Below are 25,037 nucleotides of genomic sequence, written 5' to 3'. Positions count from 1 at the left end.
TTTACCAATTCGCTACAATATCGTTAAATATCTTGTTAATGATTCTATCTGTTGCAATCTTCACCTGTGAAGTTTCTATTTGTGACTGTGATAAATTACTGTTGAAAACCGCTTCATCAGAATAGGTTCTGTCGAAACTGGAATCTGGATGCACTTTATTTTCATAATGCACTTTCACCGTAATTGTTAATTTATTTTGAGAGTCCTGAACAATACCTCCTGTAGCTTGATTCTGTGTTGTATTAGAACCAATCGTGGTAGGCGTTATAGAATAGTCTGTAATCTCTCCTTCGATCAAAATATCCGGATTTTCTTTGGTTCCCTTTAACGTCGTTCTCTGTAAAAATCTGTTTTGAATATCTGTTGAAAATTGCTGTGCCAATGTAGGATTCACCAATGCAGCATTATTCGGAAATTCATTGATCTGTACCGTCTTTTCGTCTGTTAAAGATGAACCTGTAAAAGAATAACATTGCTGAAACAATGAAAGAATTACAAATCCAAATATAATTTTCATTTTACTTATCATAAACCCTGCTTTTGATTTTGTGTTTCTAAAACATCTTTAAAACTAGCATATTTAATACAAATTCCTATTGGCGCAGTAAACAATATTCCTATTCCACAAGCGATAATTCCTACTTCTGAAATGACTCCTACAACAAGGCTGAAGATCAAAATCATCCAAAAGTTTTTCTTAGCTATTTTCCAAGAAAGCGAATAAGCCTGTCTTACACTTTGTACTCTGTATAATGAAATAATAGGCTGTACAAAGTAAAAAGAAATAGCAAACGCAAATATTAGCAACATAAACAGAATCATCCAGATCCCCATTCCTCCTGCAAATAAAGCTGATCCTAAATCACCTGCTCCATCTCCATATTGAGCTGCGAATATCATAGGAACTAAAGAAATTTGGATAGGAATCATTAATATAACAATTGCTACGAAAATAAGCAGCATAAATTTGAAATACACCCAAAAATCTGTAAAGTCAAAAATATCACCAGCCTGAACTTTCTGCCCCTGATCTACTTTTCTACAAATTTTATAAAAATTACCCAATGCCAATAATCCGCAAAACGGGATAATACTCATGATAACTACGAGAATAGTTGCTACTATAAATCCGCCAATATCTTTTTTGAAAAGTTCAAATCCGTCAGAAATATATTTTCCGATGTTAAAATTGTATCCTCCTTTAGTAATTAAGTCAAAATTCATGGTTCGTTAGTCTTCTAGGTTATATTGTTTTATTTTCCTGTATAAAGTTCTTTGTGAAATTCCCAACTCATCGGCCGCTTTATTCCTACGTCCTTTATGCTTTTCTAACGCTTTGATAATCAAATCTTTTTCATTGTTTTGAAGAGATAAAGATTCAGGTTTATTTTCCTCAATTTCAATATCTTCAAAGTCTTCATAGCTATCCTCATTATCTGAATTTGATATGATTGTTGGCGTCTGAACAGCTGGGCCATTATTATTATTTTCAAAATACAATAAAGAATTAGCTGGTACCGCCTGCTGCGTTTCAGGAGTATAAATCCTGCTGATCAGATTTTTCTCTTGATTGCTCAAATCTGCCGTTCCTCTGTTCTTTATCAGTTCCGAAGTTAAGGATTTTAAATCATTTATATCATTACGCATATCAAAGAGAATCTTGTACATTATTTCTCTTTCGCTCCCAAAATCATTCTGTTTTTGATTATTAGGCGTATTTACCACCATAGGTAAATGCGTTTCCATTGGAATATATTCTGATAATTTTTCTACCGTTATCGTTCTTTCACGCTCTACTACCGTCATTTGCTCAACGAGGTTTCTTAGCTGACGAACATTTCCGGGAAAAGAATAATTTTCAACATAATGCACAGCGCTTGGCTCTAATTCCAATTCCGGCATTCTGTATTTTTCAGCAAAATCTATTGCAAACTTTCTGAATAACAAATGAATATCACCTTTTCTTTCTCTCAAAGGCGGCATATCTATTTGCACGGTATTCAAACGGTAAAATAAATCTTCACGGAATCTTCCGTCATGAATTGCCTTCATCATATTCACGTTGGTAGCCGCAACAATTCTCACATTGGTTTTTTGAACCTGTGAAGAACCCACCTTCATAAATTCACCGCTTTCCAACACTCTTAGAAGACGAACCTGCGTCTGTAAAGGAAGTTCACCTACCTCATCTAAGAAAATTGTTCCACCATCTGCCACTTCAAAATATCCTTTTCTGGTAGCGGTAGCTCCGGTGAAGGCTCCTTTTTCGTGTCCAAATAATTCGGAATCGATTGTTCCCTCAGGAATCGCTCCACAGTTGACAACAATATAAGGCTGATGTTTTCTTTTAGATTCTGAATGAATAATTTTAGGGATAAATTCTTTCCCTACCCCACTTTCACCGATCACCAACACAGAGATATCTGTGGGTGCCACCTGAATAGATTTTTCTAAGGCACGGTTTAAAGCCGGAAAATTTCCGATAATTCCGAAGCGGTTTTTTATATTTTGTAAGTCGTTACTCATAAGTAAATTTTTGATTATTGATTTAATTTAGCCTACAAACACTCAATGTATGCTCTGTAAGGCTTGTTGATTTTCTAAAACGATGTTGTAAGCTTTTAAAGCTTATTTTCATCACAATTATTAATTCTAACTTATTAAATCTAAATAATCTTTGTTTCTGACTTTCGAAACTTTACTTGTAAAATATATGTTTTCGACAAAATTGTATTCTTTATTTTGTCGTTCAAAATTTTCTAAATTTTTATTGTGCTTATTCCTCTGAGAATAATTTAATCCAAGATAATCATTATAAAAATTATGATGATGATTGGGAACAATGGTTTCTCCAATAGCATCAAATACTTTTTGTTTCTGATTTAACGTGCAATATTCGCTTGTTTTTTTCTTAGCTAAAAACTCAAAGACTTGGTCATAATCCTGAGTTCCTAAAAACTTGCTGTAAACTTCTCGCAGTCTTTTGCAGTCATCACTTTCGATGGTCCCGTTATGAACATGCGCCGAAATATTATTGCAAATGATTACCAATAAAACACTAAGGCAATATTTTTGAAATTTTTCCATTGTCTGTTTATTATTGATAATTATTTATTCTTGAATATATATGGGTCTCTTTGGAGAACAAATTAGTTCAGCGTATGTTCTACTTTTCTCCCTAAAAGCGTGCCCTGTGTATTATCGTAAACGAAAACATCCACAATGTCACCCAATTTTTGCCCTTCCAGCATATCAAATACGCAAACGGCATTTTGAGAGTTTCTTCCTTTCCACTGTTTTTGGTTTTTTCTGGAAACACCTTCGATCAAAATACGGTGAATACGTCCAACATATCCTTCCATTCTTTGTCTGGATAATTCTCTCTGCAAATCAATAACTTCAGCCAAACGTCTTTGTTTAACCTCAGCAGGAACATTATCTTCCATCTTCTTGTGAGCAGGAGTTCCCGGTCTTTCCGAATAAGAGAACATATAACCGTAGTCATATTCTACTTCTCTCATTAAGCTTAAAGTATCTTGGTGATCTTCTTCCGTTTCATCGCAGAAACCAATAATCATATCTTGAGAAAAAGAAATATCAGGAACAATTTCTTTCGCTTTATTAATTAATTCTAAATATTCTTCACGAGTGTGCTGTCTGTTCATCGCTTCCAGCATTCTGTTGCTTCCACTCTGAACAGGAAGGTGAACATAATTACAGACGTTCTCGTGTTTTGCCATAATTCTAAACACCTCCAAATTCATATCCTGAGGATTAGACGTTGAGAATCTGATTCTCATATCTGGAACCGCTTTAGCCACAAGATCAAGCAAATGTGCAAAATCAACGGCCGTAGCTTTCTGCATTTCAGATGCTTTGGCAAAATCTTTTTTAGGCCCGCCTCCGTACCAAAGGTAAGAGTCTACGTTTTGCCCCAACAATGTAATTTCTTTATATCCGTTATCCCAAAGGCCTTTGCATTCCTCAAGAATTGAGTGTGGATCACGACTTCTTTCTCTACCTCTCGTAAATGGAACCACACAGAATGTACACATGTTATCACAACCTCTGGTAATGGTAACGAAAGCTGTTACTCCATTTCCACCTAAACGAACAGGATTGATATCTGCATAGGTTTCTTCTTTTGAAAGAATCACATTAATAGCATCTCTACCATCTTCTGTTTCTTTTAAAAGATTAGGTAAATCTCTGTAAGCATCAGGGCCAACCACAAGGTCAACCAACTGCTCTTCTTCTAAAAATTTGGTTTTTAATCTCTCCGCCATGCAGCCCAAAACACCAACCGTCATGTTTGGTTTTTCTTTTTTCAGTTTTTTGAACTGAGCAAGACGCATTCTCACTGTTTGCTCTGCTTTCTCACGAATAGAGCATGTATTTAAAAGGATAAGATCTGCTTCTTCTACTTTAAGAGTTGTATTATAACCCTGATCATTAAGAATAGAGGCAACGATTTCAGAATCAGAGAAATTCATCTGACAACCATAGCTCTCTAAAAATAATTTTTTAGAATTCCCATCTCTTTCAGTAATAGCAAAAGCTTCTCCCTGCTTGGTCTCGTCTATATATTTTTCCTGCACTTTTGTAGAAATTAAATTTTAGAAATTGGGTTTTATATCAATGCTAAAAATAGTTTAGTTTGCAAAGATACAAAATATTGTGCCATAATGGCAGGATGATATCATTATCTATTATACATCATTTGATTCATAGATTTCATATTTTCCTCATTTTCTATTTGAACATCAAAGTTTTGACGCAATGGTTGCCTTAGTTTAAATTTAAGGGGAATACCATTAAATGAAGCGGGCTTCCATTTTCCTTTTATTCGAGAAAGTTCATCAACAATATCTTTTTTTTCATTTTCAGTATAATTACCTTCAATTTCAAACCCTTCCATTTCTCCTTTTTCGTTTACAACAAATGTCAAGCTAGCATATTTATCCTCATTTTTCTTAACTTTTTTATTGAATATAAATATTATTTCACTTGCAAAACTTTTCATTCCTTTCTCATATACCGGATTTTTCATTTCATTACTTCTTGGATCATCTTTCGAGTAGTACAAATAAAAAGGTTTAATTTCAATTTTTGTAATTGATGCAATATATTTATCATTTTCCTTTGCAGGAATCCATCTTTTTAAATGAGGCATAATTTTACGTGCGAAATCAAATGCACATTTATTTTTCTGAATTGTTATCGTATCAAAATCTTTAATATAATTAATCGTAGAATTTTCATTTACAATAATTGGAATAGTATATTTCTCTCCAACATTTTCACAAGGTAGTAGTTTCTGTTGCTTCACTACTTTGACAACCTCCTTATTAAATTCATTTATTCCACCAGCATAAAAATATTGTCCATGAGGGTATTGATCTAGAACCTCTCTTTGAGCAGATATTAAAACCGTTGAAATAATAAAAATTAGAATAAATACTTTCCTAATCATGATCATAAACATTTGAACTAAACTTAACCTTCAAAATATATTTTGAATTAACGGGAACTCCATCTTTTGTGGCAGGCGTCCATTTCTTTTTTACTTTTTTCATGGCATACTTCATATCATCAATGAACATCTCATTGTTTTTAAACTTTGGAAGTACATCCAGATTGTTGGTTTTGCCTTTTTCGTCAATATTAAAGATAAAAGTTACATCCCCCTGAATCGCATACAACGCAACGTCTACATAGGCATGAACCATATTCATAAATTCTGTTTTGAACGCCTCATCGCCTCCCGGAAATTCAGCTTTTGTATCTTGAGAAAAAGCATGACTGCTGAAAAGAAAGAAGAATAAAATTACAATATATTTTTTCATTACATATCTGTTGAAATAGATGATAGATTCATTTTTATTTTAACCTGTGAAGTGATCGGCTGTCCGTTACAAGATGCCGGAATCCAGTTTTGTTTAATTCTTCTTACTACATACTTCATATCATCAAAAAAAACCTGGCTGTTGGCTACTTTCGGAGATCCTTCAATTTTAGTCACTTTTCCTGTCTGATCGATCGTTAATATAAAATTAAAATCACCATTTAATACATAAAAATCAGAATTAAGATAATCAAACATATATTTTCTCAATATCTCCTTATATACTAAAACACCTCCTTCAAAGGCTGCAGCTTTAAAATCATTACAGTTTTTTGCAGCAATTTGTAATAAAGGTTCTTTGATATCTATTTTCAGAATATTGTTGCTTGCTTCTGGAGTAAATGTATTGTCTCTCTCTTCAACATCTTGTTGTGCAAAAGCAAAATTTGCAACAAAAAGCCCGATGAATAATGCTAAAGTTTTCATGAATATATTTTTATTAGAGCAAAATTACATCAAAAAAAAGCTTCACACAAAAGTGTAAAGCCTGATTAAAATATTTAATTAAATTTTAATGTAAAAACTATGAAGTGATTGGCTGATTCTGAGCTTTGCTTCCTGTTTCTTTCAGCATTAATGAAACCAAAATGGCTAAAACAATGCCCACAATCCAAAATAAGATAGACTCTTGAAAATGCAGATCTCCAGCCGAAATATCTAAACTTTTCCCGAACCATCTGCTGAAAATAGGGCTCAATAAAGTGGTAACCCCAAATGTTATAAAATTAATAGCTCCTGTAGAACTTCCTTTTACATAATCTGGGTTTGCTTCTTTAATAATGGAGTACGGAATCATCGCTGCTCCGGAACCTAGCCCAAGAATAAACATGCTTATTTTTGCAGGGTATAACTCCGGTAAGTAAATCAACTGTAATAAACTTGCGATCATAATTACAGCTCCACCTACCAAAACAGGCTTTCTTCTTCCTATTTTATCGGTTATAAAACCTAAAAGCGGACATCCAAAAACCCACCCAAAGGCAACCATGGCACTTGTAATGGCTGCTTCATGAAAAACAAACTGCTTGTCTTTCTGAAAAAAAGCAACCGCCCAAGTCATGGCAAATATCGTTGTTGGAGCAAATAATAACCCCGAAATAATCCCACAAAGCCAAGACTGAGGGTTTTTAAAAACAATTTTATAGGGTTCTAAATATCCAATATGTTGCGTTTTAGCTTTTTCAGAATCTTGAGATTTATTTTCATTAGGAATAACAAAGAATAAACCGAAAGCCGTAACAATTGTTGTAATTCCTGACCATAGCCAGAAGGTATCAATATTGACTCCTTTTTCTACCCAAGGTCCTACCACAAACTGTCCTGCCGTTCCACCCAACATTCCTATACATTGTGTGAAACCAATGGCTGTTGCCAAAGATTTTGAAGAGAAACCTTTACTCGCCAAATAAACACAGCCAGGAAAAGCAAAAGCACAACCTGCGCCCTGTAATAATCTTCCGGAAATTCCGGCGACCTGGCTAGAAATTAAAAATAATAAACACCCCAATCCTAAGATCAAAGTTCCAACGAAAAGAGATTTTTTGCCACCGAATTTATCTAAAGCAATTCCGGCAATTAAACTACAGGTTGAATAGGTGTAATAATAGGTTCCTACCATACTGATCAGCTTCAGTTCGGTGGTGTTAAAATTATTAACCAATTGAGGAATCATCACCGCGGGGGCAGACCTGATCACATAATCTAAAAAATAAAAGATCAACCCAAATGCCCACGCAATAATGTAGAATTTTTTTAAAGAACTACTCATCACAATAATTCTTTAATATGTTTATAGTTACTTTTTACTGTTTCCAAAGCTTCTTCCATTTTACCACCCAGCATCAACTGAGCCATCGATTTTGTCATCCCGATGATCTGATCAAATTCAATTTTTGGAGGCAATGCCAACGCATTAGGATTGGTGAAAATATTTAAAAGATAAGGACCGTCGTGATTCAGACATTCATTAATAGCTGACTCAACTTCTTCCGGTTGATGAACATTTTTTCCAGGATAGCCCATTGCCTGTGCGATCATTCCAAAATCAGGATTAATCATATCGGTCTCATTATCGGGCATCCCACCGACTTCCATTTCCAATTTTACCATTCCCAGTGCTCTGTTGTTAAAAACAATCAATTTCACAGGAAGTTTATATTGAAAAATAGTGGCCATATCTCCTAATAACATCGATAATCCACCATCACCACACATCGCAATAACCTGTCGATTCGGATGTGCTAAAGACGCTCCAATAGCCATTGGCATTGCATTCGCCATAGAACCATGGTTGAATGATCCTAACATTTTACGTTCGCCCGTTCCTGTAATGAATCTTGCACCCCAAACACAGCACATTCCTGTATCTACAGTGAAAATAGCATCATTTTTCGCCAATCTATCTAACGTATGCGCTACATATTCCGGTTGAATAGCATCTTCTTTTCCCGCATCTTTCACGTAGATCAATTGTTGCTCTTTTACTTTTTCATAAAACTCCAACTGTTGATTTAGGAAATTAACGTCTGTTTTCTCTTTTAATAAAGGTAATAACGCCTTGATCGTTTCTTTAACATCACCTGTTAAACCTAGTTCCAACTTAGCCCTTCTACCCAATCGTTCCGGACTTTCATCAATTTGAACGATTTTATTTTTAACAGGCATAAATTTTTGGTAAGGAAAATCGGTTCCCAAAAGAAGCAATAAGTCTGCTTCATGCATGGCATGATAAGCAGAAGGAAAACCTAAAAGACCCGTCAACCCTACTTCATTAGGATTATTAGGCTGTATCGACATTTTTCCACGGAAAGAATATCCTACGGGAGATTTTAAATATTTCGAAAGTTCTACGACTTCAGCATTGGCATTTTCTGCCCCAATTCCACAATAGATCGTTACTTTTCCGCTTTCATTAATCAAATTTGCCAGCTGATTCAATTCTTCATCAGAAGGTCGGATAATAGGATTTGTTTTAAATATCTGATTGGAAGTGGTAGCTTCTTCAGCATCCAATTCGGAAACATCTCCCGGAAGGCCAATTACCGCAACTCCTTTTTTAGAAATCGCATGTTGAATGGCCGTCTGCATCGTTCTTTGTACCTGCTCTGGTCTTGTGATCATTTGGTTGTAATAGCTACAATCATCAAACAATTTTATGGTATTCGTTTCCTGGAAATAATCCATCCCCATCTCTTCACTCGGAATGGTAGAGGCAATCACCAACATTGGAATATGAGACCGGTGCGCTTCATATACTCCATTAATCAAATGAACGTGTCCCGGGCCACAACTTCCTGCACAAACTGCAAAACCATCAAGCTCCGCTTCCGCTGCTGCTGCATACGCACCCACTTCCTCATGTCTTACATGAATCCATTCAATACTGCTTTTTTTAACGGCGATATTTAAATGATTAAGACTATCGCCTGTTACGGCATAAATTCTTTTCACATTTGCTTTTTCGAGCATTTCAACAATTTGCTCAGCTATATTTTTAGCCATAATTATATTTTTGGTGGTTATTTTTCTAATTAGAAATCCAGAAATGGTACAGATCAGTTAAGATTGTTTTCTTGTTTAAAGATTGACCTCTACCAAATTTAACTAATAATTTAGGATTTTCACCGCAACCCAATGTTAAAGTTTTATTAGAATATCCTGCAATAGGCCTAAAAAAATACTCCGCAATTTCTTGCGGAGTAGGTATATTTTAATTTAAATTACTTCAATCTGATTTCTTAATAGATCATCAAACTCATCTCTTTTACGAATTAGAAGAGCTTTTCCATCTAAGAACAACACTTCAGCAGGTTTTAGTCTTGAATTAAAGTTTGAACTCATTTCAAAACCGTACGCTCCCGCATTATGGAACGCTAAAATATCACCTTCTCTTACTTCGTTTAGTTTTCTATCCCAAGCGAAAGTATCTGTCTCACAAATGTTTCCAACTACAGTGTAAATTCTTTCTGCTCCTTTGGGATTAGATAAATTTTCAATCGCGTGGTAAGAATCGTAAAACATTGGACGAATTAAGTGGTTAAACCCTGAATTAACGCCCACAAAAACTGTTGCTGTTGTTTGCTTGATCACATTTGCTTTCACTAAAAGATATCCGCTTTTTCCAACCAAGAATTTCCCTGGTTCAAACCATAGTTCAAATTTCTTTCCTGTAGATTTTGAAAACTCAGCAATTACTTTTTCCACTTTTTTACCTAATGTTTTCACATCAGTTTCTTCTTCGCTGTCTTGGTAAGGGATTTTGAAACCACTTCCCATATCCAAATATTTCAGGTTTGGGAAATGCTCAGAAAGTTCCAGCATAATATCTAATGCTTGTAGGAAAACATCAGGATCTTTGATCTCGCTTCCTGTATGCATGTGAAGACCTTCCACATTCAGGTTTGTACTTTTCATCACTCTTTCGATGTGACGAACCTGGTGAATAGAAATACCAAATTTGCTATCGATATGTCCCGTTGAAATTTTATAGTTTCCTCCCGCGAAAATATGGGGGTTGATTCTTACAAGGATTGGGTAGGTATTCCCGTATTTGTTTCCAAATTGCTCAAGCGTAGAAATATTATCAATATTAATATGTACGCCATGTGTCATTGCTTCTTCAATTTCAGCTAAATCAACACAGTTTGGAGTGAATAATATTCTGTCTTTAGTAAACCCTACTTTTAAACCAAGCTTTACTTCATTAATTGATACACAATCCAAAGAAGCACCCAAGTTCTTGACGTACTTCAGGATGTTGATATTTGTCAACGCCTTCGCTGCATAGAAGAACCTTGTGTGTTTTAAAAAAGACGATGTAAGTTTTTCGTATTGAATTTTGATAGATTCTGCGTCGTAAACGTACACCGGTGTGCCAAACTCATTGGCAATCTTTAATAACTCTTTTGAATTCATAATTTCATTTTAACATAAAAAGGGCAGATCCTTCCGAAAAAGAGTCTGCCGCAATAATTATTTTTATGCAAGACAACTCTTTTAAATATTCCAAACCTTAGAAAACCTTACGGCTCCCTTTTTTCCAGTTCTTTTTTGTTTAAAATTTTGCATTGCTTCGTTTTATTTTTTACAAAAATACTAATTCTTTTTTAGTTTGAGAAAATTGTTTGCAAAGCGTTTCCTTCTTGATAACAATTCCTACGCTTTTAAAACGTTCTTTTACTTGGGTAATGGTAAGGTTTCAAAATCTCCACGAAGTAACGCCAGCTGCAAATCGTTATGTAAATCTACCGATGATAATGGCAGATCTATTTTTAATTTAGAGATCATGCTCAACGTTTGAATTTGAGTGAAAAGCTCGTAAAAACCGTAGGAAACAACTTTTCCGTTTTCGATAATTAAGAATAACTTCTCCCCTAATTTTCTTCCTTGCCCTAGCCAAAGTTCGTTTCTTTTCTTGAACTCTATTTTCTTTTTAAAGACATTAATATCATTATACTCTTCAAACGCGCCAATAAACTGAACTGCTTTTGTGCCCTGAGTGAAAGACTTGAACTTCAGAATTGGTTTTTCTAGCTTATTGAGTTTATTCTTTTCAACAATATATTTATTATTTCTAAAATAAAGTCCGAAAGGATATACTTCTCTTCTTTTGATATTTTTTGAATTCAGTATCAGCTTGGCAATGATATCTGTTCCTGTAAGCTCAAAATTAATCTGAGTAACCCCCAACTGAATTTCTTCCCATCTTTTAGATTTGGAATTAAAAACTTTCTTAGAGAACTTATTAATGTCCTGCACATAGTCGGAAAAAATAATTTTTCCTTCTTCATTTTGAAAATATACAAACCCTCTCTCACTTGGAAGATCTTGCGTTAGCTGCTTAATTTTATTGATGTACGTTTTAGCATTTGCTTCCTCGTGATGCTCCTGAATGATCTCATTTTTAATATCTTTTGACACCAAAAGTTTAAACAATTCTAAAGTAGCTCGCGCGTCACCTTCTGCTCTGTGAGGGTTTGTTAGAGGAATTCCTAAAGACCTAACCAATTTTCCTAATGAATAACTTGCTTCATCAGGAATGAGTTTTTTAGCCAAAGGAATGGTATCTAAGGTATTGATTTTAAAATCATACCCCAACCTTGCAAACGACTGGCGCAGCATTCTGTAATCGAAATCTATATTATGCCCTACCAAGGTTGTATTTTGAGTGATTTCTATCACTCTTTTTGCAATTTCATGGAATTTCGGGGCCGTTTTCACCATTTTTGGGGTGATATTCGTCAATTTCTGAACAAAAGGAGTAATATCTCCTTCAGGGTCTACTAAAGAAATAAATTGATCAACAATTTTATGTCCATCATAACGGTAGATCGCAATATCTATAATGCATTCTTTTCTGTAACCTGCACCATTACTTTCTATATCTATTATTGAATACATTACAATTTTGCTTTACAGCTAATTTTTATGATTAATATTAATAATTCCTGCCCCATTAAAATACTTACAATATGATACTGTACGAAGTACATAACCTATGCCAACGCGTACAAAATGGTTGTAGCTCATTTTCTTGATTATTATTCAGATTCATCCGTCAAATCAATCTTTCAAACAGCTAAAACACCCAATTTGTATTGATAAATAAAGGCAGTCCTGCTAAATTAACAAAAATTATATCAAAAAAAGTACATCTTGAGTTTAAACTCTCCATAATTGAATTGGAAATTACTTACTCAATGAAATAAATTGACGATATCTTTAATGATAATTCATCCCAAATTATTCTTATCTTTTTCTTCCTCCCAATCCAAACATTCCTAAGATCGCTTTTGCTCCTTCACGCATCAGAGTACTTGTAAACGTTCTTCCCGCTTGGCTTTTCAAAACTTGCTCAAACATTCCCGGCTCTTCTTTTACAGGTCTCGATTTTTGGGTTGGCGTAGAATTTTGTGCCGCCTGTTCCATTCTCGTGGTTAACATTTCGTAAGCAGATTCTCTATCAATATCTTCCTGATATTTAGCTACTAAAGCAGATTTGTTTACCAGATCTGAAACTTCAGCATCATTTAAAACGTCCATTCTGGATTCCGGGGAAATTAAATACGTATGAACCAACGGTGTAGGAATTCCTTTCTCGTCTAAAGCCGTAATAAAAGCCTCCCCGATTCCTAGATTCTGAATTAAATTTGACGCATCGTAAAATTCCGTTGTCGGATAATTTTCAACTGCTTTAGATATCTCTTTTTTATCTTTTGCCGTAAAACCTCTTAGCGCATGTTGGATCTTCAGCCCCAACTGAGAAAGCACACTTTCTGGAACATCGCCCGGAATTTGAGTAATAAAATAAATACCAACTCCTTTAGAACGAATTAATTTCACCATCGTTTCAATCTGCGAAAGCAATGCTTTTGAAGATTCGTCAAACATTAAGTGAGCCTCGTCAATAAATAAAACTAATTTCGGTTTTCCGCTGTCTCCTTCTTCCGGAAAAGTCATATAAATTTCAGCAAAAAGAGAAAGCATAAAAGTAGAGAACAATTGCGGCTTACTTTGAATATCTGCTACTCGTAAAATATTCACGACGCCTTTTCCATCTCTGGTTTCAAGCAAATCATGAACATCAAAACTAAGTTCCCCAAAGAAATCTCCTGCTCCCTGCTGTTCTAAAGCGACTATTGATCTTAAAATAGCCCCCAAAGAAGCAGAAGCAATAGAACCGTAGTTGGATGCCAGCTCAGCTTTTCCTTGTGCATTATCTGTTACATATTGCAGTACTTTTTTAAGATCCTTAAGATCAATCAAAGGCAATCCTTTGTCATCACAATATTTAAAAACAATAGACATGATACTTTGCTGAGTATCATTCAATTCTAAAATTTTACTTAATAAAACAGGGCCGAATTCTGTAACCGTAGCTCTTAATTTCACTCCTTTTCCACCAGAAATCGTCATTAATTCTACCGGAAATGCTTGTGGATTATATGGAAGCTGCGTTTTAGCATATCTTTCTTCAATAATAGCATTCATCTGGCCAGCCTCTGCAATTCCAGAAAAATCTCCTTTAATATCCAATACCAAAGAAGGAACTCCTGCGTGAGAAAGCTGCTCTGCAAAAACCTGTAACGTTTTGGTTTTACCCGTCCCCGTAGCACCGGCAATAAGCCCATGTCTGTTGATTGTTTTTAAAGGAATACTTACGTTTACTTCCGGCACTACTTCGCCATCCAGCATTCCTTTTCCTAGTATAATATGTTCTCCTTTAGGAGTATATTTTGCATTTAAATCTTCAATAAATTTTGCCTTATCTGCCATTTGATCTTTTTTAACTTTATAAATATAAAATTTTTTATAAACATTTAATCATCTAAAGAATATTCATGATTAAGTTCACCTTTCAATTTCTATAAATTTTCCGTAATTTAGTATATGAAAATACAACATTCTAACACACCATGATCATTAAGAAAAATTTACTCTTTATTTTATCCTTCTTTTTCATTACGGTTTTTTCCCAACAAAGAAAGCAACCCGTTAATTTACCTGTAAAAGAAGATTACACCCATCCATTTACAAAAACTATTTTCCCTTTATTATGGTCGGGCTTTCAAAGAGAAGAGGTAGTTTCGTATGATCTGCAAAATCAAAATGTAGCCATAAGCTATGTTCAACAGAAAACTAAAAAAATAAAAACAGTCTTGACTCTTTACATTTATCCTAAAAAAGAATTGGATAATCAACAACTCAGAGACGAATTTTATTCATACCAATATGCCATTAATCAAAACTCAAATAAAGGCGTTAATCTAAAACCTTTATTCGGAAATACTTCCAATGAAAACCTGAAGGTTAACTATATATACTCAATCTTTAATAATACGTTAGGGCAACCCGATTTTTTTAAAGGCGTTAAATATGTTGATAAAAAATCTCTCCTGGCTATTTATGAATGTGGAGGCTGGGGTTTCAAAATAAGAGTTTCCAGTGATGATATGACAGATGATCAATTAGCCGGACTTAAAGAGAAAGCTGAAAACTATTTTGGAGTATTAAATATCGCTTCAATAAAACCTTTACCTATCCAAGAAGCTCCCGATACGGTTCTTTCACCTGTTATAAGAAGAGACACAATGATGATGAATGCTACCATTGCTGCTGCAGAGGCCAAAATAGAATGGATAGAAAGTCATTTAGATAAAAAAGAACTTTTGACCGGTTTTAACGATATGCAAATAGATTCCGAAGTGTATGCCACCGAAAGAATGATTGATTTTTATAAAGCTTATCAAAAAAACTGGAAACTTCACGGCGATACCCAAAAGTATTTCAATGAAATGATAAGAATAGCCGATAACGGAAAAATAAAAGATCATATTTATGAAAAATTCCATAAAATCATCAATTATCCCGAAGGAGAATCTCAACAAGAAAATTACATTCAGTTTAAAATAGATAAAAATATCTCTGAAGACACGAATGAAATTTTCTACAAGATCTTTTATAAATTAGAATAAATAAAAACTTTATAGATTTACTCTATGAGTATCGATATTTTATTTTAACCCATTTTTAAAAAATAAAACACGATTTTTGTAGATTGAATAATAACAACAAAATTGTTAAAGAAATAAGATGAAAGTTGAACAAATATATACAGGCTGCCTGGCTCAAGGAGCATATTATATAGTATCAGAAAATGAAGCTGTAATTATAGATCCTCTAAGAGAAGTAAAACCTTATTTGGATCGCCTGGAAAAAGACAATGTAACTTTAAAATATATTTTTGAGACCCATTTTCACGCAGATTTCGTTTCAGGACACCTGGATTTAAGTAAGAAAACAGGAGCGCCTATTGTTTACGGACCAACCGCAAACCCTGATTTTGAAGCCATTATTGCAGAAGACGATCAGATTTTTGAAATAGGAAAAGTAAAAATAAAGGCTTTGCACACTCCAGGTCATACCATGGAAAGTACCACCTATCTTCTCATTGATGAAAATGGTGTTGAAACAGCCATTTTTACAGGAGACACATTGTTTTTAGGAGACGTGGGAAGACCCGACCTTGCTCAAAAAGCAACCAATCTTACCCAAGAAGACCTTGCAGGAATATTATACGAAAGTTTACACAGCAAAATACTTCCTTTAGACGATAGTATTACGGTTTATCCGGCTCATGGAGCAGGTTCAGCGTGTGGAAAGAATATGCAGAAAGAAACTGTTGATATCTTGGGAAATCAAAGAAAAACCAATTACGCATTAAATCAACCCGATAAAGAATCATTCATCAGAGAGGTTTTAGATGGATTAACAGCTCCACCTAAATACTTCGGAATGAACGTGGCTTTAAACAAAGGAGGTTACGAAAGCCTTGATGTCGTTATGGATAAAGGATTAAATCCTGTTTCTGTTGAAGATTTCGAAAACTTTGCAGAAGAAACCGGAGCTTTGATCTTAGATACAAGAGGGCCTGCTGATTTCCAAAAAGGATTTATTCCAAACTCTATCAATATCGGATTAAAAGGAGATTTTGCCCCTTGGGTTGGAACGCTGATCGTAGATGTAAAGCATCCTTTATTATTAGTGACCGACGAAGGAATGGAAGAGGAAGTTATTACAAGATTAAGCAGAGTTGGTTTTGATAATGTGGTAGGATATTTACAGGGAGGTTTTGATTCTTGGAAAAATTCAGGCAAAGAAATGGATGAAGTAAAAAGAATTTCACCTTCCGAATTTGCAGAACAATTTACTGAAGACACCAAAGTTATTGATGTAAGAAAACTAGGAGAATATTCTGCGGAACATATTGACAACGCTTATAACAAACCATTGGATACCATCAGTGATTGGGTAAGTACTATTGATGATTCTGAACATTTCTTTATTCACTGTGCGGGAGGCTATAGAAGTATGATCGCAGCAAGCATTCTTAACTCTCACGGAATCAGAAATTTCACCGAAATAGAAGGCGGATATAACGGAATCAAAAAAACAGAGAAATTCCCCACTTCAGACTTCGTTTGTCAATCAAAAACATTGTAAGATCTCTATATGAAAAATAAAATTTTTGGATTAATCCTTGTCTCGGCCTTAGCATTAAGCGCTTGTAAAACAGCAACAAACTCAGAGGTTTCCAATGCAAGTATTAGAAAAATAATCAATAATCCGGATGTTACTTTGGTAGATGTAAGAACCCCTGAACAATTTGCAGGAGGAACAGCCGACAACGCCATTAACGTTCCTTTGGCTGAAATCATAAACAATCCGACCTCACTAAAAGGGAAAAAAGTAGTTGTTTTCTGTAATAAAGGAATACAGGCAGATGAAGCTGTTAAGATCTTAAAGAAAAATGGTGTTGAAGTGTATGACGGAACGAGTTGGAGAAATGTAAAAGGTATTCAGGATTCCAGTCTTTAATGATGAATATCCAAAACTTGAACTAAAACCAAAAAATATGTCACAAAAATTTCAAGAACTTATTGAATCTGAAAGACCTGTATTGATCGACTTTTTTGCAACCTGGTGCCAACCATGCAAAGTTCAGTCGTCGGTTTTAAATACAGTAAAAGAAAATATAGGTCAAGGAGCCAGAATTATAAAAATAGATGTGGATCAGTATCCAGCCATCGCTTCACAATATGGAGTACGCGGAGTTCCTACTTTAGCGATTTTCAAACAAGGAGAATTACTCTGGAAAGAAAGTGGGGTGCATGATGTAAATACGCTGACTCAACTTTTAAAACAATATGAATAAAACTGTGAGAAATCACAGTTTTTTATTTTTACGTGAAAAATTTCAATTTGTAATCCTTGTCAAGGTTTTTGAACCTTGACAAGGATTATTAAAAACAAAAAATCAGCGAGAAAAACTTTATTTAAAAGATGAATAATTTATCATTCAATCGAAAAAGAATCTCTGTCATTCAAAAACTGAAAATGTTTTCTGAAATCATTTAATTCATTGATATCTAATTCCGCGGAAACAATATTTCCATTTTTCGCAGCAATTTCTTTTCCATCTGCAAAAAAGCAATGCGAACTTTCCTGATAAAACAGATCATTTCCGTCGGTCCCGATCCTGTTTAACCCAAATACAAAAGATAAATTTTCAATAGCTCTCGCTTTCAGGAGATGTTCCCAGGCTCCTACTCTTTTCTCAGGCCAGTTGGCAACATACAAAATCGCATCATAATCGTCATTATTTCTTGCAAAAACAGGAAAACGAAGATCATAACATACTTGCAATAAAAACCTTATTCCTTTATAATTCACAATCACTCTTTCTTTTCCTGGCGTGTATACTTTATCTTCTCCTGAGAAAGAAAACAAATGTCTTTTATCATAAAAAACAACCTCAGAATCTGGCTTTACGAAATGCATCCTATTATAAAAATTCCCATTTTCTTCTACAGGAGCACTTCCACAAAATGCCGCATTTTTCTCTTTCGATATCTTTTTTAAAAACGCTAAAGACTCTTCATTTCGGTCTGAAACTTCAGAAGCATCCATACAAAAACCTGTTGAAAACATCTCTGGTAAAAGGAAAACATCAGCTTCCTGATCTTTCAGCTGCTCTTCAATTAATTTAAAATTTTCAGTCTTATTTTTCCAAATGATATCTAAATTTAATGCTATAATTTTCATAGATCTTATTCAATAACTTCCATAAAAATACAGTTTTTAATTGATTTCGGTTTTATTTTTGATGGTCTTATTTCTTTTAATACTAACACGACAAATTTATAATTTATGAAAAAATTGGTTTTTATGTTTATGTTAATCTTCTGGGGAGCTACTGCTAATGCACAAGCCTGGACAGGAAAAGGAGATCAAAAAGTACAGCTTGGTCTTAATGCTTGGGGATATGGAACGGGAGTTACAGGAACTTATGACTATGGTTTAAATAAATTAATATCTGTAGGAGCAGGAGCGAATGCTTATTTCGGAGGATATAAAGATAATGACAAAGACAACCGTGTTTTTATTTTCGGAAGATTGAATTTTCACCTTCGTGAAGCGCTAGATTTACCAGAGAAATTAGACATCTATCCCGGTGTAAATTTGGGAGTTCTTGGAAAAGACTTTGGAATTGGCGCTCATATCGGAGCAAGATACTTTTTCACAGAGAAAATCGGAGTATTTGCAGAAGTAGGAAACAATGGCAGTCTCGGAGTTTCTATCAATTTGTAGAAATTAGTCTTAATATATGACAAAGCTTCTCGTTTCGAGGGGCTTTTTTGTTTGGCATAGTTTTGATAATTGTTACCTTTGCAAATTAAATCTAAATTTTATTAATGGAATTAGCAATCAAGATTTTCCAGTTTATCTTAAGCATCTCTATTTTAGTGGTTCTTCATGAGCTTGGACACTTTTTACCCGCAAAATACTTTAAAACCAAGGTAGAAAAATTCTATCTGTTTTTTGATCCATGGTTCTCAATAGCAAAGAAAAAAATCGGTGAAACAGAATACGGTATAGGATGGCTTCCTTTCGGAGGATATGTGAAAATTGCCGGAATGGTAGATGAAAGCATGGATACTGAGCAATTGAAGCAACCGGCTCAACCTTGGGAATTCAGAGCAAAACCGGCTTGGCAGAGATTAATCATCATGTTGGGTGGAGTTACGGTAAACTTTTTCTTGGCTTGGCTAATTTATAGCTGTCTTTCTCTTTTTAACGGAGAAACGTATACAGATCTTACAAAATTCGAAAACGGTATAGAAGTAACAGAAGCTGGTAGAAAAATGGGCTTTGAAAATGGTGATAAAATTGTCAGCATTGACGGAAAACCTAATGAAAGACTAGAAAATGCCTCTATTAATATTCTTTTAGGTGATAACGTAACCGTATTAAGAAACGGTAAAGAAGTTACTTTCCCTGTAAATACTGAGGGCGTTGCAGAAGTTCTTAAACAAAGAGAAGCAAAATTATACATCGGCCCAAGAATGCCAATGGTTATCGATTCTTTGGCAACTCCTTCATCTAAAGCATCAGGATTAGCTTCTGGTGATAAAGTTGTTGGGATTAATGGTCAAAAAGTTTCATTCTTTGATCAGGTAAGTGCTCTTTTAAATCAAAATAAAGGAAAGACGATTTCTGTTGATGTTGAAAGAAACGGAGCTGTTCAAACAATCCCTACTGTTCCTGTTGATGCAAACGGAAAATTAGGCGTACAGCTTTCAACGAAAAATCTGGCTAAATCAATTGTTACCACTAAACAATATTCTTTCGGAGAATCTATTCCTAGAGGATTTACAAGAACTATTGAAGCATTAACCATGCAGGTTAAGCAATTCAAGATCATGTTTAATTCTAAAGTACAAGGATATAAAAATGTAGGAGGACCCATTGCAATCGTTAAGAATATGCCTGTAGATAAATCTGCTGACGGAAGCATCGCAATCAACTGGCCTGCTTTCTGGAGCTTTACAGCTATGTTTTCTATTTGGTTGGCATTTTTGAACTTAATTCCTATCCCAGGATTGGATGGTGGACATGTAATCTTTACTTTATATGAAATTATTGTAGGAAAACCAGTACCGCAAAAAGTGTTAGAAAACGCACAGATGATTGGTGTTATCTTCTTGTTAGGCTTAATGTTACTAATCTTTGGAAGTGATATCTTTAAAGTGTTCACAGGAAAATTATAGAAATATTTAAAATATTTTTTAAAAACATTTGTCTGGTATAAATATTCGTCCTATATTTGCACCACTTAAAAATAAGGACATTCCTCCTTAGCTCAGTTGGTTAGAGCATCTGACTGTTAATCAGAGGGTCCTTGGTTCGAGCCCAAGAGGAGGAGCGAAAGCTAAAAAGAGTTACAAAATATTTTGTAACTCTTTTTTATTGCATACAATTCAACTTCTATTTTCCATAATTTAATAAAGAATTGTAAACTGGCTTATTTCATTTAGTCCTATAAAGACTAACTTTATATAAATAGATGAAACAATGAGCTCAATTACGATAAGACAAGCTGAACCTAAGGACTACAAGGCAATCATTGAACTACAAAATGCCAATACTCCGGATCAGTTAACAGAACAAGAAAAGAAAGAGGGATTCGTGGTCTCCAGCATGACTGAAGAGACATTGGATGGCATCAATAAAAACCTAGGCGTTCTCGTTGCTATTGAAGATGATAAACTAGCGGGGTTCGTATGTCTTGCCTCAACTAATCCTCTACCGGGACATCCTGTGGTAAAAGCGATGTATGAAAGCTTCCCTAATCAGATATTCAATCATAAACCATTAACAGAATATCGAGTTTTTATCTACGGACCTGTTTTAATAAATTTCAATTGGAGAGGAAAAGGAATTTTGAAAAAACTATTTGCTGCCGTGAAGGATTTCACTAAAAAAGAGTACGATTTAGGAGCGGCTTTCATAAATGATAAAAATCCACATTCTCTTGCAGTTCATATACAAGGTTTAGGAATGACTACTCTAACTCCTTTTAATTACCAGAATGAAACATTTCAACTGGTCGTTTTTCAAGTTTAATTAACCAAAAGATAGCTTCTCAAAATTACTTTTGAGCAAAATTGAAAAATATTTTCATTTTTTTGTTTTAACATCACACCTTCAGTTAAAACTTCAAAACATTGAAAAATAGACAGATAAAAACATCAAATTTTTCCCACCACCAAGTCATTTAAAAAAAAATCATTTTTTCTCTATAATTTGCTTTAAACACTTGCTTCATATCAATATTCATATTATATTTGCATCACCAAAACAAAGGAAAATTCCTCCTTAGCTCAGTTGGTTAGAGCATCTGACTGTTAATCAGAGGGTCCTTGGTTCGAGCCCAAGAGGAGGAGCGAAAGCTTGAAGAGTTACAAATATTTTGTAACTCTTTTTTTATGTCTATATACAAGATATTTTACATTAATTCACATTTCTTGAAAAAAGGATAGAGCGTAAAAACGCATTTTCAATAACGTCAGAAATAAATTATTTAAAACTTTATCATTTTAACAAATTAATATCTATAACACCATCAAAATGATGGTGTTATTTTTGTTACCTTTGTCGTTTTGTATTTATTTACGGAAATCTTTTTAAATTTTAATATTTTATAAATAAGCAGCATACTTTTTGTTTATGCTAAATGCTTGAAGAAACAACAAATGCCAATTAATAATTCCAAATATTACTTTCTCTCTTTTTTCCTATTTTTTACAGGTCTTATATCTGCACAAAACTCCGCAAGTGGTAAAATCTTAGATGCAACAACAAACAAAGAAATTAGTGGTGTAGATATTTTCATTAATGATAGCGATAAACCTACTTTAACGACCAATACAGGGAATTTTAGCATACAGTCAGATAGCATTATCTATAAATTAAAATTCTTAAGAAAGAATTATGCATTGGAAAGCGTAGATATTACCGCAGAAAATGCCAACAATCTTTTTGTAAAATTATCTCAGGAAAAAGTAGAAAGTATTCAGGAAGTTGTTATTCATAACGAAAAACCAAAGTACAAGAATAAAAAGGAAAATCCTGCTTACGCTATTATGCAGGAGGTGTGGAAAAGAAAAAGAAATAACGGCTTAGACAAGTTTGACACCTATACTTATAAAGAATATGAAAAGATTCAGTTTGACGCCAACAATCTGGACAGCACTTTCATGAAGCGAAAAATCTTTAATAAACTTGATTTTATTTTTGATTACGCAGACTCTACCGCAAGTGGAAAAATGGCACTTCCCGTATTCTTAAACGAAGCTATATATGAAAACTATGGCGAAAACAAACCTGGGAAGAAAACAAAAAGACTTTTAATTGCCCAAAAAACATCTGGTTTTCAGGATAATCAAATTATTACTTTAACGGCAAAAAACCTTTATCGTGATATTAATATTTATGATAACACTTTAAATTATTTCGATATTGGATTTCCAAGTCCTGTTGGAGAAAGCGGTTTCAGTACTTACGACTACAACCTTGTTGATACCATTGCCATCCATGGAGAAAACGCTTATAAAATCAGGTATCAACCCAAGAGAACGGAGGTTTTAGCCTTTCAGGGATATCTTTATATTGACACCGACAGTTATGCTGTTTTAGGAGCTACTTTAAAATCAACGCAAAAAATCAACGTCAATTTCATTAACGCTATTTCAACCGAGTTGGAATATGATAATCCTGATGAGAACACTTTTTTACCTAAAAAGTTTGTCACGGAAATTGAAATGACCCCTTTTGCCAAAAAGAAAACATCTAAAAGTATCATTGCCAGAAGATCTGTAGATTATTCTGAATATGAATTTAATAAACCACTTGAAGACAAAGTCTTTGTTCGAAAGGAAGAAGAATATGACAGTAAATTCGTAGACAAAGATGATGCTTACTGGTTGAAGGCCAGACCTGATTCTTTATCTAAAAGCGAACAAGGTGTTTATGAAATGTTGGAGAAACTTCAAAAGACTCCCAAATTCAACCGAATTGTAAAAATATACGAAACATTAGGCTCCGGATATTATAACGTCACAAAAGGAATCGATATAGGTCCAATATTCTCCATTTACGGAAAAAATGAAGTAGAAGGCGACAGAATACGATTAGGAGCCAGATCTTATTTCACTCAAAATGACCCTTGGAGAGTTCAGTTTTATACCGCTTACGGATTTAAAGACCATCAAGTTAAATATGGAGTTGAAGGCCGATATATGTTTAACAGAGTGAATCGTTTCATGATCGGAGGAGGAAACAGAAGAGATATTTTGCAACTTGGGGTACAATTAACAACCGATGATGGTATTATGGCTCGTTCATTTGCTTCATCAACCGTTTTTGCACGAGGAGAAAACGCATCACTGAGTTCATTAAATCAAACCAATATATTCACGTCTATTGAACCATGGAAAAACTTCCAGATCAGAGTAGACGGAACCATGCAAAGTATTAAATCTGCCAACCCTGAAGGATTTAATTTAATGTATTACAGAAATGGTGATCTAAGAAAAACAGTTAATGATTCACATGTTACCATTAGTTTAATCGCAAGACCCGGTGCTAAGTTTTCACAAACCGGTATCGACAGATACGAGCATGGAACTTTAGCCCCAACAATCGTTTTAAAATATACAAGAGGTATCGAAGGTCTATTTAATGCAGATTTCAATTACAACAAGCTTCAATTCATGTTTTACAAGCCTGTCCTGATTGGAAGCTGGGGTAAAACATTAATTAATTTTGAGGCGGGTAAAAATTTCAATACCGTTCCATTAGCATTACAAAATGTTATTCCGGGTAACCAATCTTACAGCTTGGTAGGAAATACGTTTGCGCAGCTTAATTATTATGAATTCGTTGCAGACACTTATACTACACTTCATTTAGAGCATCATTTTAATGGAAAGATCCTTTCATTCATTCCTTTAATTAAAAAGTTAAAACTGAGAGAAGTTGCCTTTATAAGAGGAGCATACGGAACATTAAGCGATGCTTCAAAAAGCATCAATGTTGAAGGATTCAAATATTCAGCGCCTGATCAGCAAATTTATTATGAATATGGTGTCGGAATTGAAAATATTGGTTTTGGAAACTTAAGAATTTTCAGAGTTGATTTCAACTGGAGAGGAAATTATCTCAACAGACCTGATATTTCTAAATTTGGTATCAAAGCGGGGTTCCAGGTAGGATTTTAAAATATAAACTTTTTGCATTTTTTATTTAAATCTAGCTTATTATACTCTATTAAATATTGGCTGTTTTTTTATGAAACTACAACTTAACTCTCTGAAATACTAGTATTAACATTCTATTTTTTTTAATAAAAAAACCTCAACTACATAGTTGAGGAAGTTATTCTTATAAAACTTATTTCTAAGAACAAGTATCACATTGATCAAGAACAGCATTTAGACAATGTGCTTTTTGCCATGCAGTCCAAGCACACCATTCAGCACACCAGTTTGCTAAAGGAGGACATCTTGAATCTGCACCACCATTGATGTCTTTCAAATTCTTGTTTGTCAATTTTTTCAAATTTTTCATAATATTTTGTTTTAATTTGTGCGCCTACTCTATTTGCTTTTCGGCTTCCGCGAAGAGATTGTTATTTGATTGTTTACAAATATAAAAATATTTCACAAACAAAGGAATATTAATTTAATAAATTCCAATTTAAATAATAGGCACAAAAAAAGTCTCAACTATC

23 protein-coding genes and 2 tRNA genes are annotated in these 25,037 nt (G+C 34.1%); 10 read left to right on the top strand and 15 right to left on the bottom strand.

Features of this window, described 5'->3' with window-relative positions:
• Nucleotide 1: 1 nt before the first annotated feature.
• From AMQ68_RS21705 to AMQ68_RS21645, 13 genes are all read right to left on the bottom strand, one after another.
• Nucleotides 2-517 carry an LptE family protein gene (locus AMQ68_RS21705; RefSeq protein WP_241775196.1) on the bottom strand — a complete coding sequence of 172 codons (516 nt, stop codon included), beginning with the start codon at nt 515-517 and terminating at the stop codon, nt 2-4.
• An 8-nt stretch (nt 518-525) separates the two neighbouring features.
• Nucleotides 526-1,224: a glycerophosphoryl diester phosphodiesterase membrane domain-containing protein gene (locus AMQ68_RS21700; RefSeq protein WP_054512660.1), complete on the bottom strand. Its 699-nt coding sequence runs from the start codon at nt 1,222-1,224 to the stop codon at nt 526-528.
• 6 nt (nt 1,225-1,230) lie between these two features.
• Complete coding sequence (locus tag AMQ68_RS21695; RefSeq protein ID WP_054512659.1) at nt 1,231-2,526, bottom strand: sigma-54-dependent Fis family transcriptional regulator; 1,296 nt, start codon at nt 2,524-2,526, stop codon at nt 1,231-1,233.
• A gap of 126 nt (nt 2,527-2,652) precedes the next feature.
• Complete coding sequence (locus tag AMQ68_RS21690; protein ID WP_054512658.1) at nt 2,653-3,087, bottom strand: hypothetical protein; 435 nt, start codon at nt 3,085-3,087, stop codon at nt 2,653-2,655.
• Between the two features lie 62 nt (nt 3,088-3,149).
• Nucleotides 3,150-4,598, bottom strand: a complete 1,449-nt coding sequence (gene miaB, locus AMQ68_RS21685; RefSeq protein WP_054512657.1) for a tRNA (N6-isopentenyl adenosine(37)-C2)-methylthiotransferase MiaB — start codon at nt 4,596-4,598, stop codon at nt 3,150-3,152.
• A 104-nt stretch (nt 4,599-4,702) separates the two neighbouring features.
• Nucleotides 4,703-5,473, bottom strand: a complete 771-nt coding sequence (locus tag AMQ68_RS21680; RefSeq protein ID WP_123905753.1) for a hypothetical protein — start codon at nt 5,471-5,473, stop codon at nt 4,703-4,705.
• Entirely contained in the window at nt 5,466-5,846 is a 381-nt protein-coding gene (locus tag AMQ68_RS21675; protein ID WP_054512655.1) for an energy transducer TonB, read from the bottom strand. The genes AMQ68_RS21680 and AMQ68_RS21675 overlap by 8 nt, the downstream gene beginning before the upstream one ends.
• The gene (locus AMQ68_RS21670; protein ID WP_054512654.1) at nt 5,846-6,331 is read right to left on the bottom strand and encodes a hypothetical protein; all 486 of its coding nucleotides are present in this window, start codon (nt 6,329-6,331) and stop codon (nt 5,846-5,848) included. The genes AMQ68_RS21675 and AMQ68_RS21670 overlap by 1 nt, the downstream gene beginning before the upstream one ends.
• Before the next feature lie 97 nt (nt 6,332-6,428).
• The gene (locus tag AMQ68_RS21665; protein WP_054512653.1) at nt 6,429-7,673 is read right to left on the bottom strand and encodes an MFS transporter; all 1,245 of its coding nucleotides are present in this window, start codon (nt 7,671-7,673) and stop codon (nt 6,429-6,431) included.
• Nucleotides 7,673-9,406 carry a thiamine pyrophosphate-dependent enzyme gene (locus tag AMQ68_RS21660; protein ID WP_054512652.1) on the bottom strand — a complete coding sequence of 578 codons (1,734 nt, stop codon included), beginning with the start codon at nt 9,404-9,406 and terminating at the stop codon, nt 7,673-7,675. The genes AMQ68_RS21665 and AMQ68_RS21660 overlap by 1 nt, the downstream gene beginning before the upstream one ends.
• 213 nt (nt 9,407-9,619) lie before the next feature.
• The gene (gene lysA, locus AMQ68_RS21655; RefSeq protein ID WP_185113413.1) at nt 9,620-10,819 is read right to left on the bottom strand and encodes a diaminopimelate decarboxylase; all 1,200 of its coding nucleotides are present in this window, start codon (nt 10,817-10,819) and stop codon (nt 9,620-9,622) included.
• Between the two features lie 261 nt (nt 10,820-11,080).
• A complete protein-coding gene (locus tag AMQ68_RS21650; protein WP_054512650.1) occupies nt 11,081-12,304 on the bottom strand; it encodes a PolC-type DNA polymerase III in 1,224 nt (407 codons plus the stop codon).
• Between the two features lie 348 nt (nt 12,305-12,652).
• Nucleotides 12,653-14,179, bottom strand: a complete 1,527-nt coding sequence (locus AMQ68_RS21645; RefSeq protein WP_054512649.1) for a helicase HerA-like domain-containing protein — start codon at nt 14,177-14,179, stop codon at nt 12,653-12,655.
• 140 nt (nt 14,180-14,319) lie between these two features.
• Between AMQ68_RS21645 and AMQ68_RS21640 the strand changes: the two genes are divergently transcribed.
• The 4 genes from AMQ68_RS21640 to AMQ68_RS21625 all read left to right on the top strand — a co-directional run bounded on the left by AMQ68_RS21640 (nt 14,320) and on the right by AMQ68_RS21625 (nt 17,618).
• Nucleotides 14,320-15,378, top strand: a complete 1,059-nt coding sequence (locus tag AMQ68_RS21640) for a hypothetical protein (protein WP_054512648.1) — start codon at nt 14,320-14,322, stop codon at nt 15,376-15,378.
• Nucleotides 15,379-15,496: 118 nt separating this feature from the next.
• Nucleotides 15,497-16,906, top strand: coding sequence for a rhodanese-like domain-containing protein (locus AMQ68_RS21635; protein ID WP_054512647.1), 1,410 nt, complete (start codon nt 15,497-15,499; stop codon nt 16,904-16,906).
• 9 nt (nt 16,907-16,915) lie between these two features.
• On the top strand, nt 16,916-17,281 hold the full coding sequence (locus AMQ68_RS21630) for a rhodanese-like domain-containing protein (protein ID WP_054512646.1): 366 nt from the start codon (nt 16,916-16,918) through the stop codon (nt 17,279-17,281).
• Between the two features lie 37 nt (nt 17,282-17,318).
• A complete protein-coding gene (locus AMQ68_RS21625) occupies nt 17,319-17,618 on the top strand; it encodes a co-chaperone YbbN (RefSeq protein ID WP_054512645.1) in 300 nt (99 codons plus the stop codon).
• Between the two features lie 140 nt (nt 17,619-17,758).
• Here AMQ68_RS21625 and AMQ68_RS21620 read toward each other — a convergent pair whose 3' ends face one another.
• Nucleotides 17,759-18,508: a nitrilase-related carbon-nitrogen hydrolase gene (locus AMQ68_RS21620; protein ID WP_054512644.1), complete on the bottom strand. Its 750-nt coding sequence runs from the start codon at nt 18,506-18,508 to the stop codon at nt 17,759-17,761.
• A gap of 105 nt (nt 18,509-18,613) precedes the next feature.
• On the opposite strand from AMQ68_RS21620, the gene AMQ68_RS21615 reads away from it, so the two are divergent.
• The 6 genes from AMQ68_RS21615 to AMQ68_RS21590 all read left to right on the top strand — a co-directional run bounded on the left by AMQ68_RS21615 (nt 18,614) and on the right by AMQ68_RS21590 (nt 24,525).
• A complete protein-coding gene (locus AMQ68_RS21615; protein WP_054512643.1) occupies nt 18,614-19,054 on the top strand; it encodes a DUF6646 family protein in 441 nt (146 codons plus the stop codon).
• Nucleotides 19,055-19,158: 104 nt separating this feature from the next.
• Nucleotides 19,159-20,514 carry an RIP metalloprotease RseP gene (gene rseP / locus AMQ68_RS21610; protein WP_054512642.1) on the top strand — a complete coding sequence of 452 codons (1,356 nt, stop codon included), beginning with the start codon at nt 19,159-19,161 and terminating at the stop codon, nt 20,512-20,514.
• A gap of 81 nt (nt 20,515-20,595) precedes the next feature.
• Nucleotides 20,596-20,669 (top strand) — tRNA-Asn (locus AMQ68_RS21605).
• Nucleotides 20,670-20,818: 149 nt separating this feature from the next.
• Nucleotides 20,819-21,370, top strand: a complete 552-nt coding sequence (locus AMQ68_RS21600; protein ID WP_198408896.1) for a GNAT family N-acetyltransferase — start codon at nt 20,819-20,821, stop codon at nt 21,368-21,370.
• Nucleotides 21,371-21,616: 246 nt separating this feature from the next.
• Nucleotides 21,617-21,690, top strand: a tRNA-Asn gene (locus AMQ68_RS21595).
• Between the two features lie 309 nt (nt 21,691-21,999).
• On the top strand, nt 22,000-24,525 hold the full coding sequence (locus AMQ68_RS21590; RefSeq protein WP_123905769.1) for a DUF5686 family protein: 2,526 nt from the start codon (nt 22,000-22,002) through the stop codon (nt 24,523-24,525).
• 178 nt (nt 24,526-24,703) lie between these two features.
• On the opposite strand, the gene AMQ68_RS25390 is transcribed toward AMQ68_RS21590, so the two are convergent.
• A complete protein-coding gene (locus AMQ68_RS25390) occupies nt 24,704-24,856 on the bottom strand; it encodes a hypothetical protein (RefSeq protein ID WP_160318004.1) in 153 nt (50 codons plus the stop codon).
• Nucleotides 24,857-25,037: the final 181 nt, after the last annotated feature.

The sequence above is a fragment of the Chryseobacterium sp. ERMR1:04 genome, assembly GCF_001297705.1.
Classification (GTDB): Bacteria; Bacteroidota; Bacteroidia; order Flavobacteriales; family Weeksellaceae; genus Chryseobacterium.
Note: the sequence above shows the minus strand (reverse complement) of the source record. Positions and strands in the feature narration are given on the sequence as shown.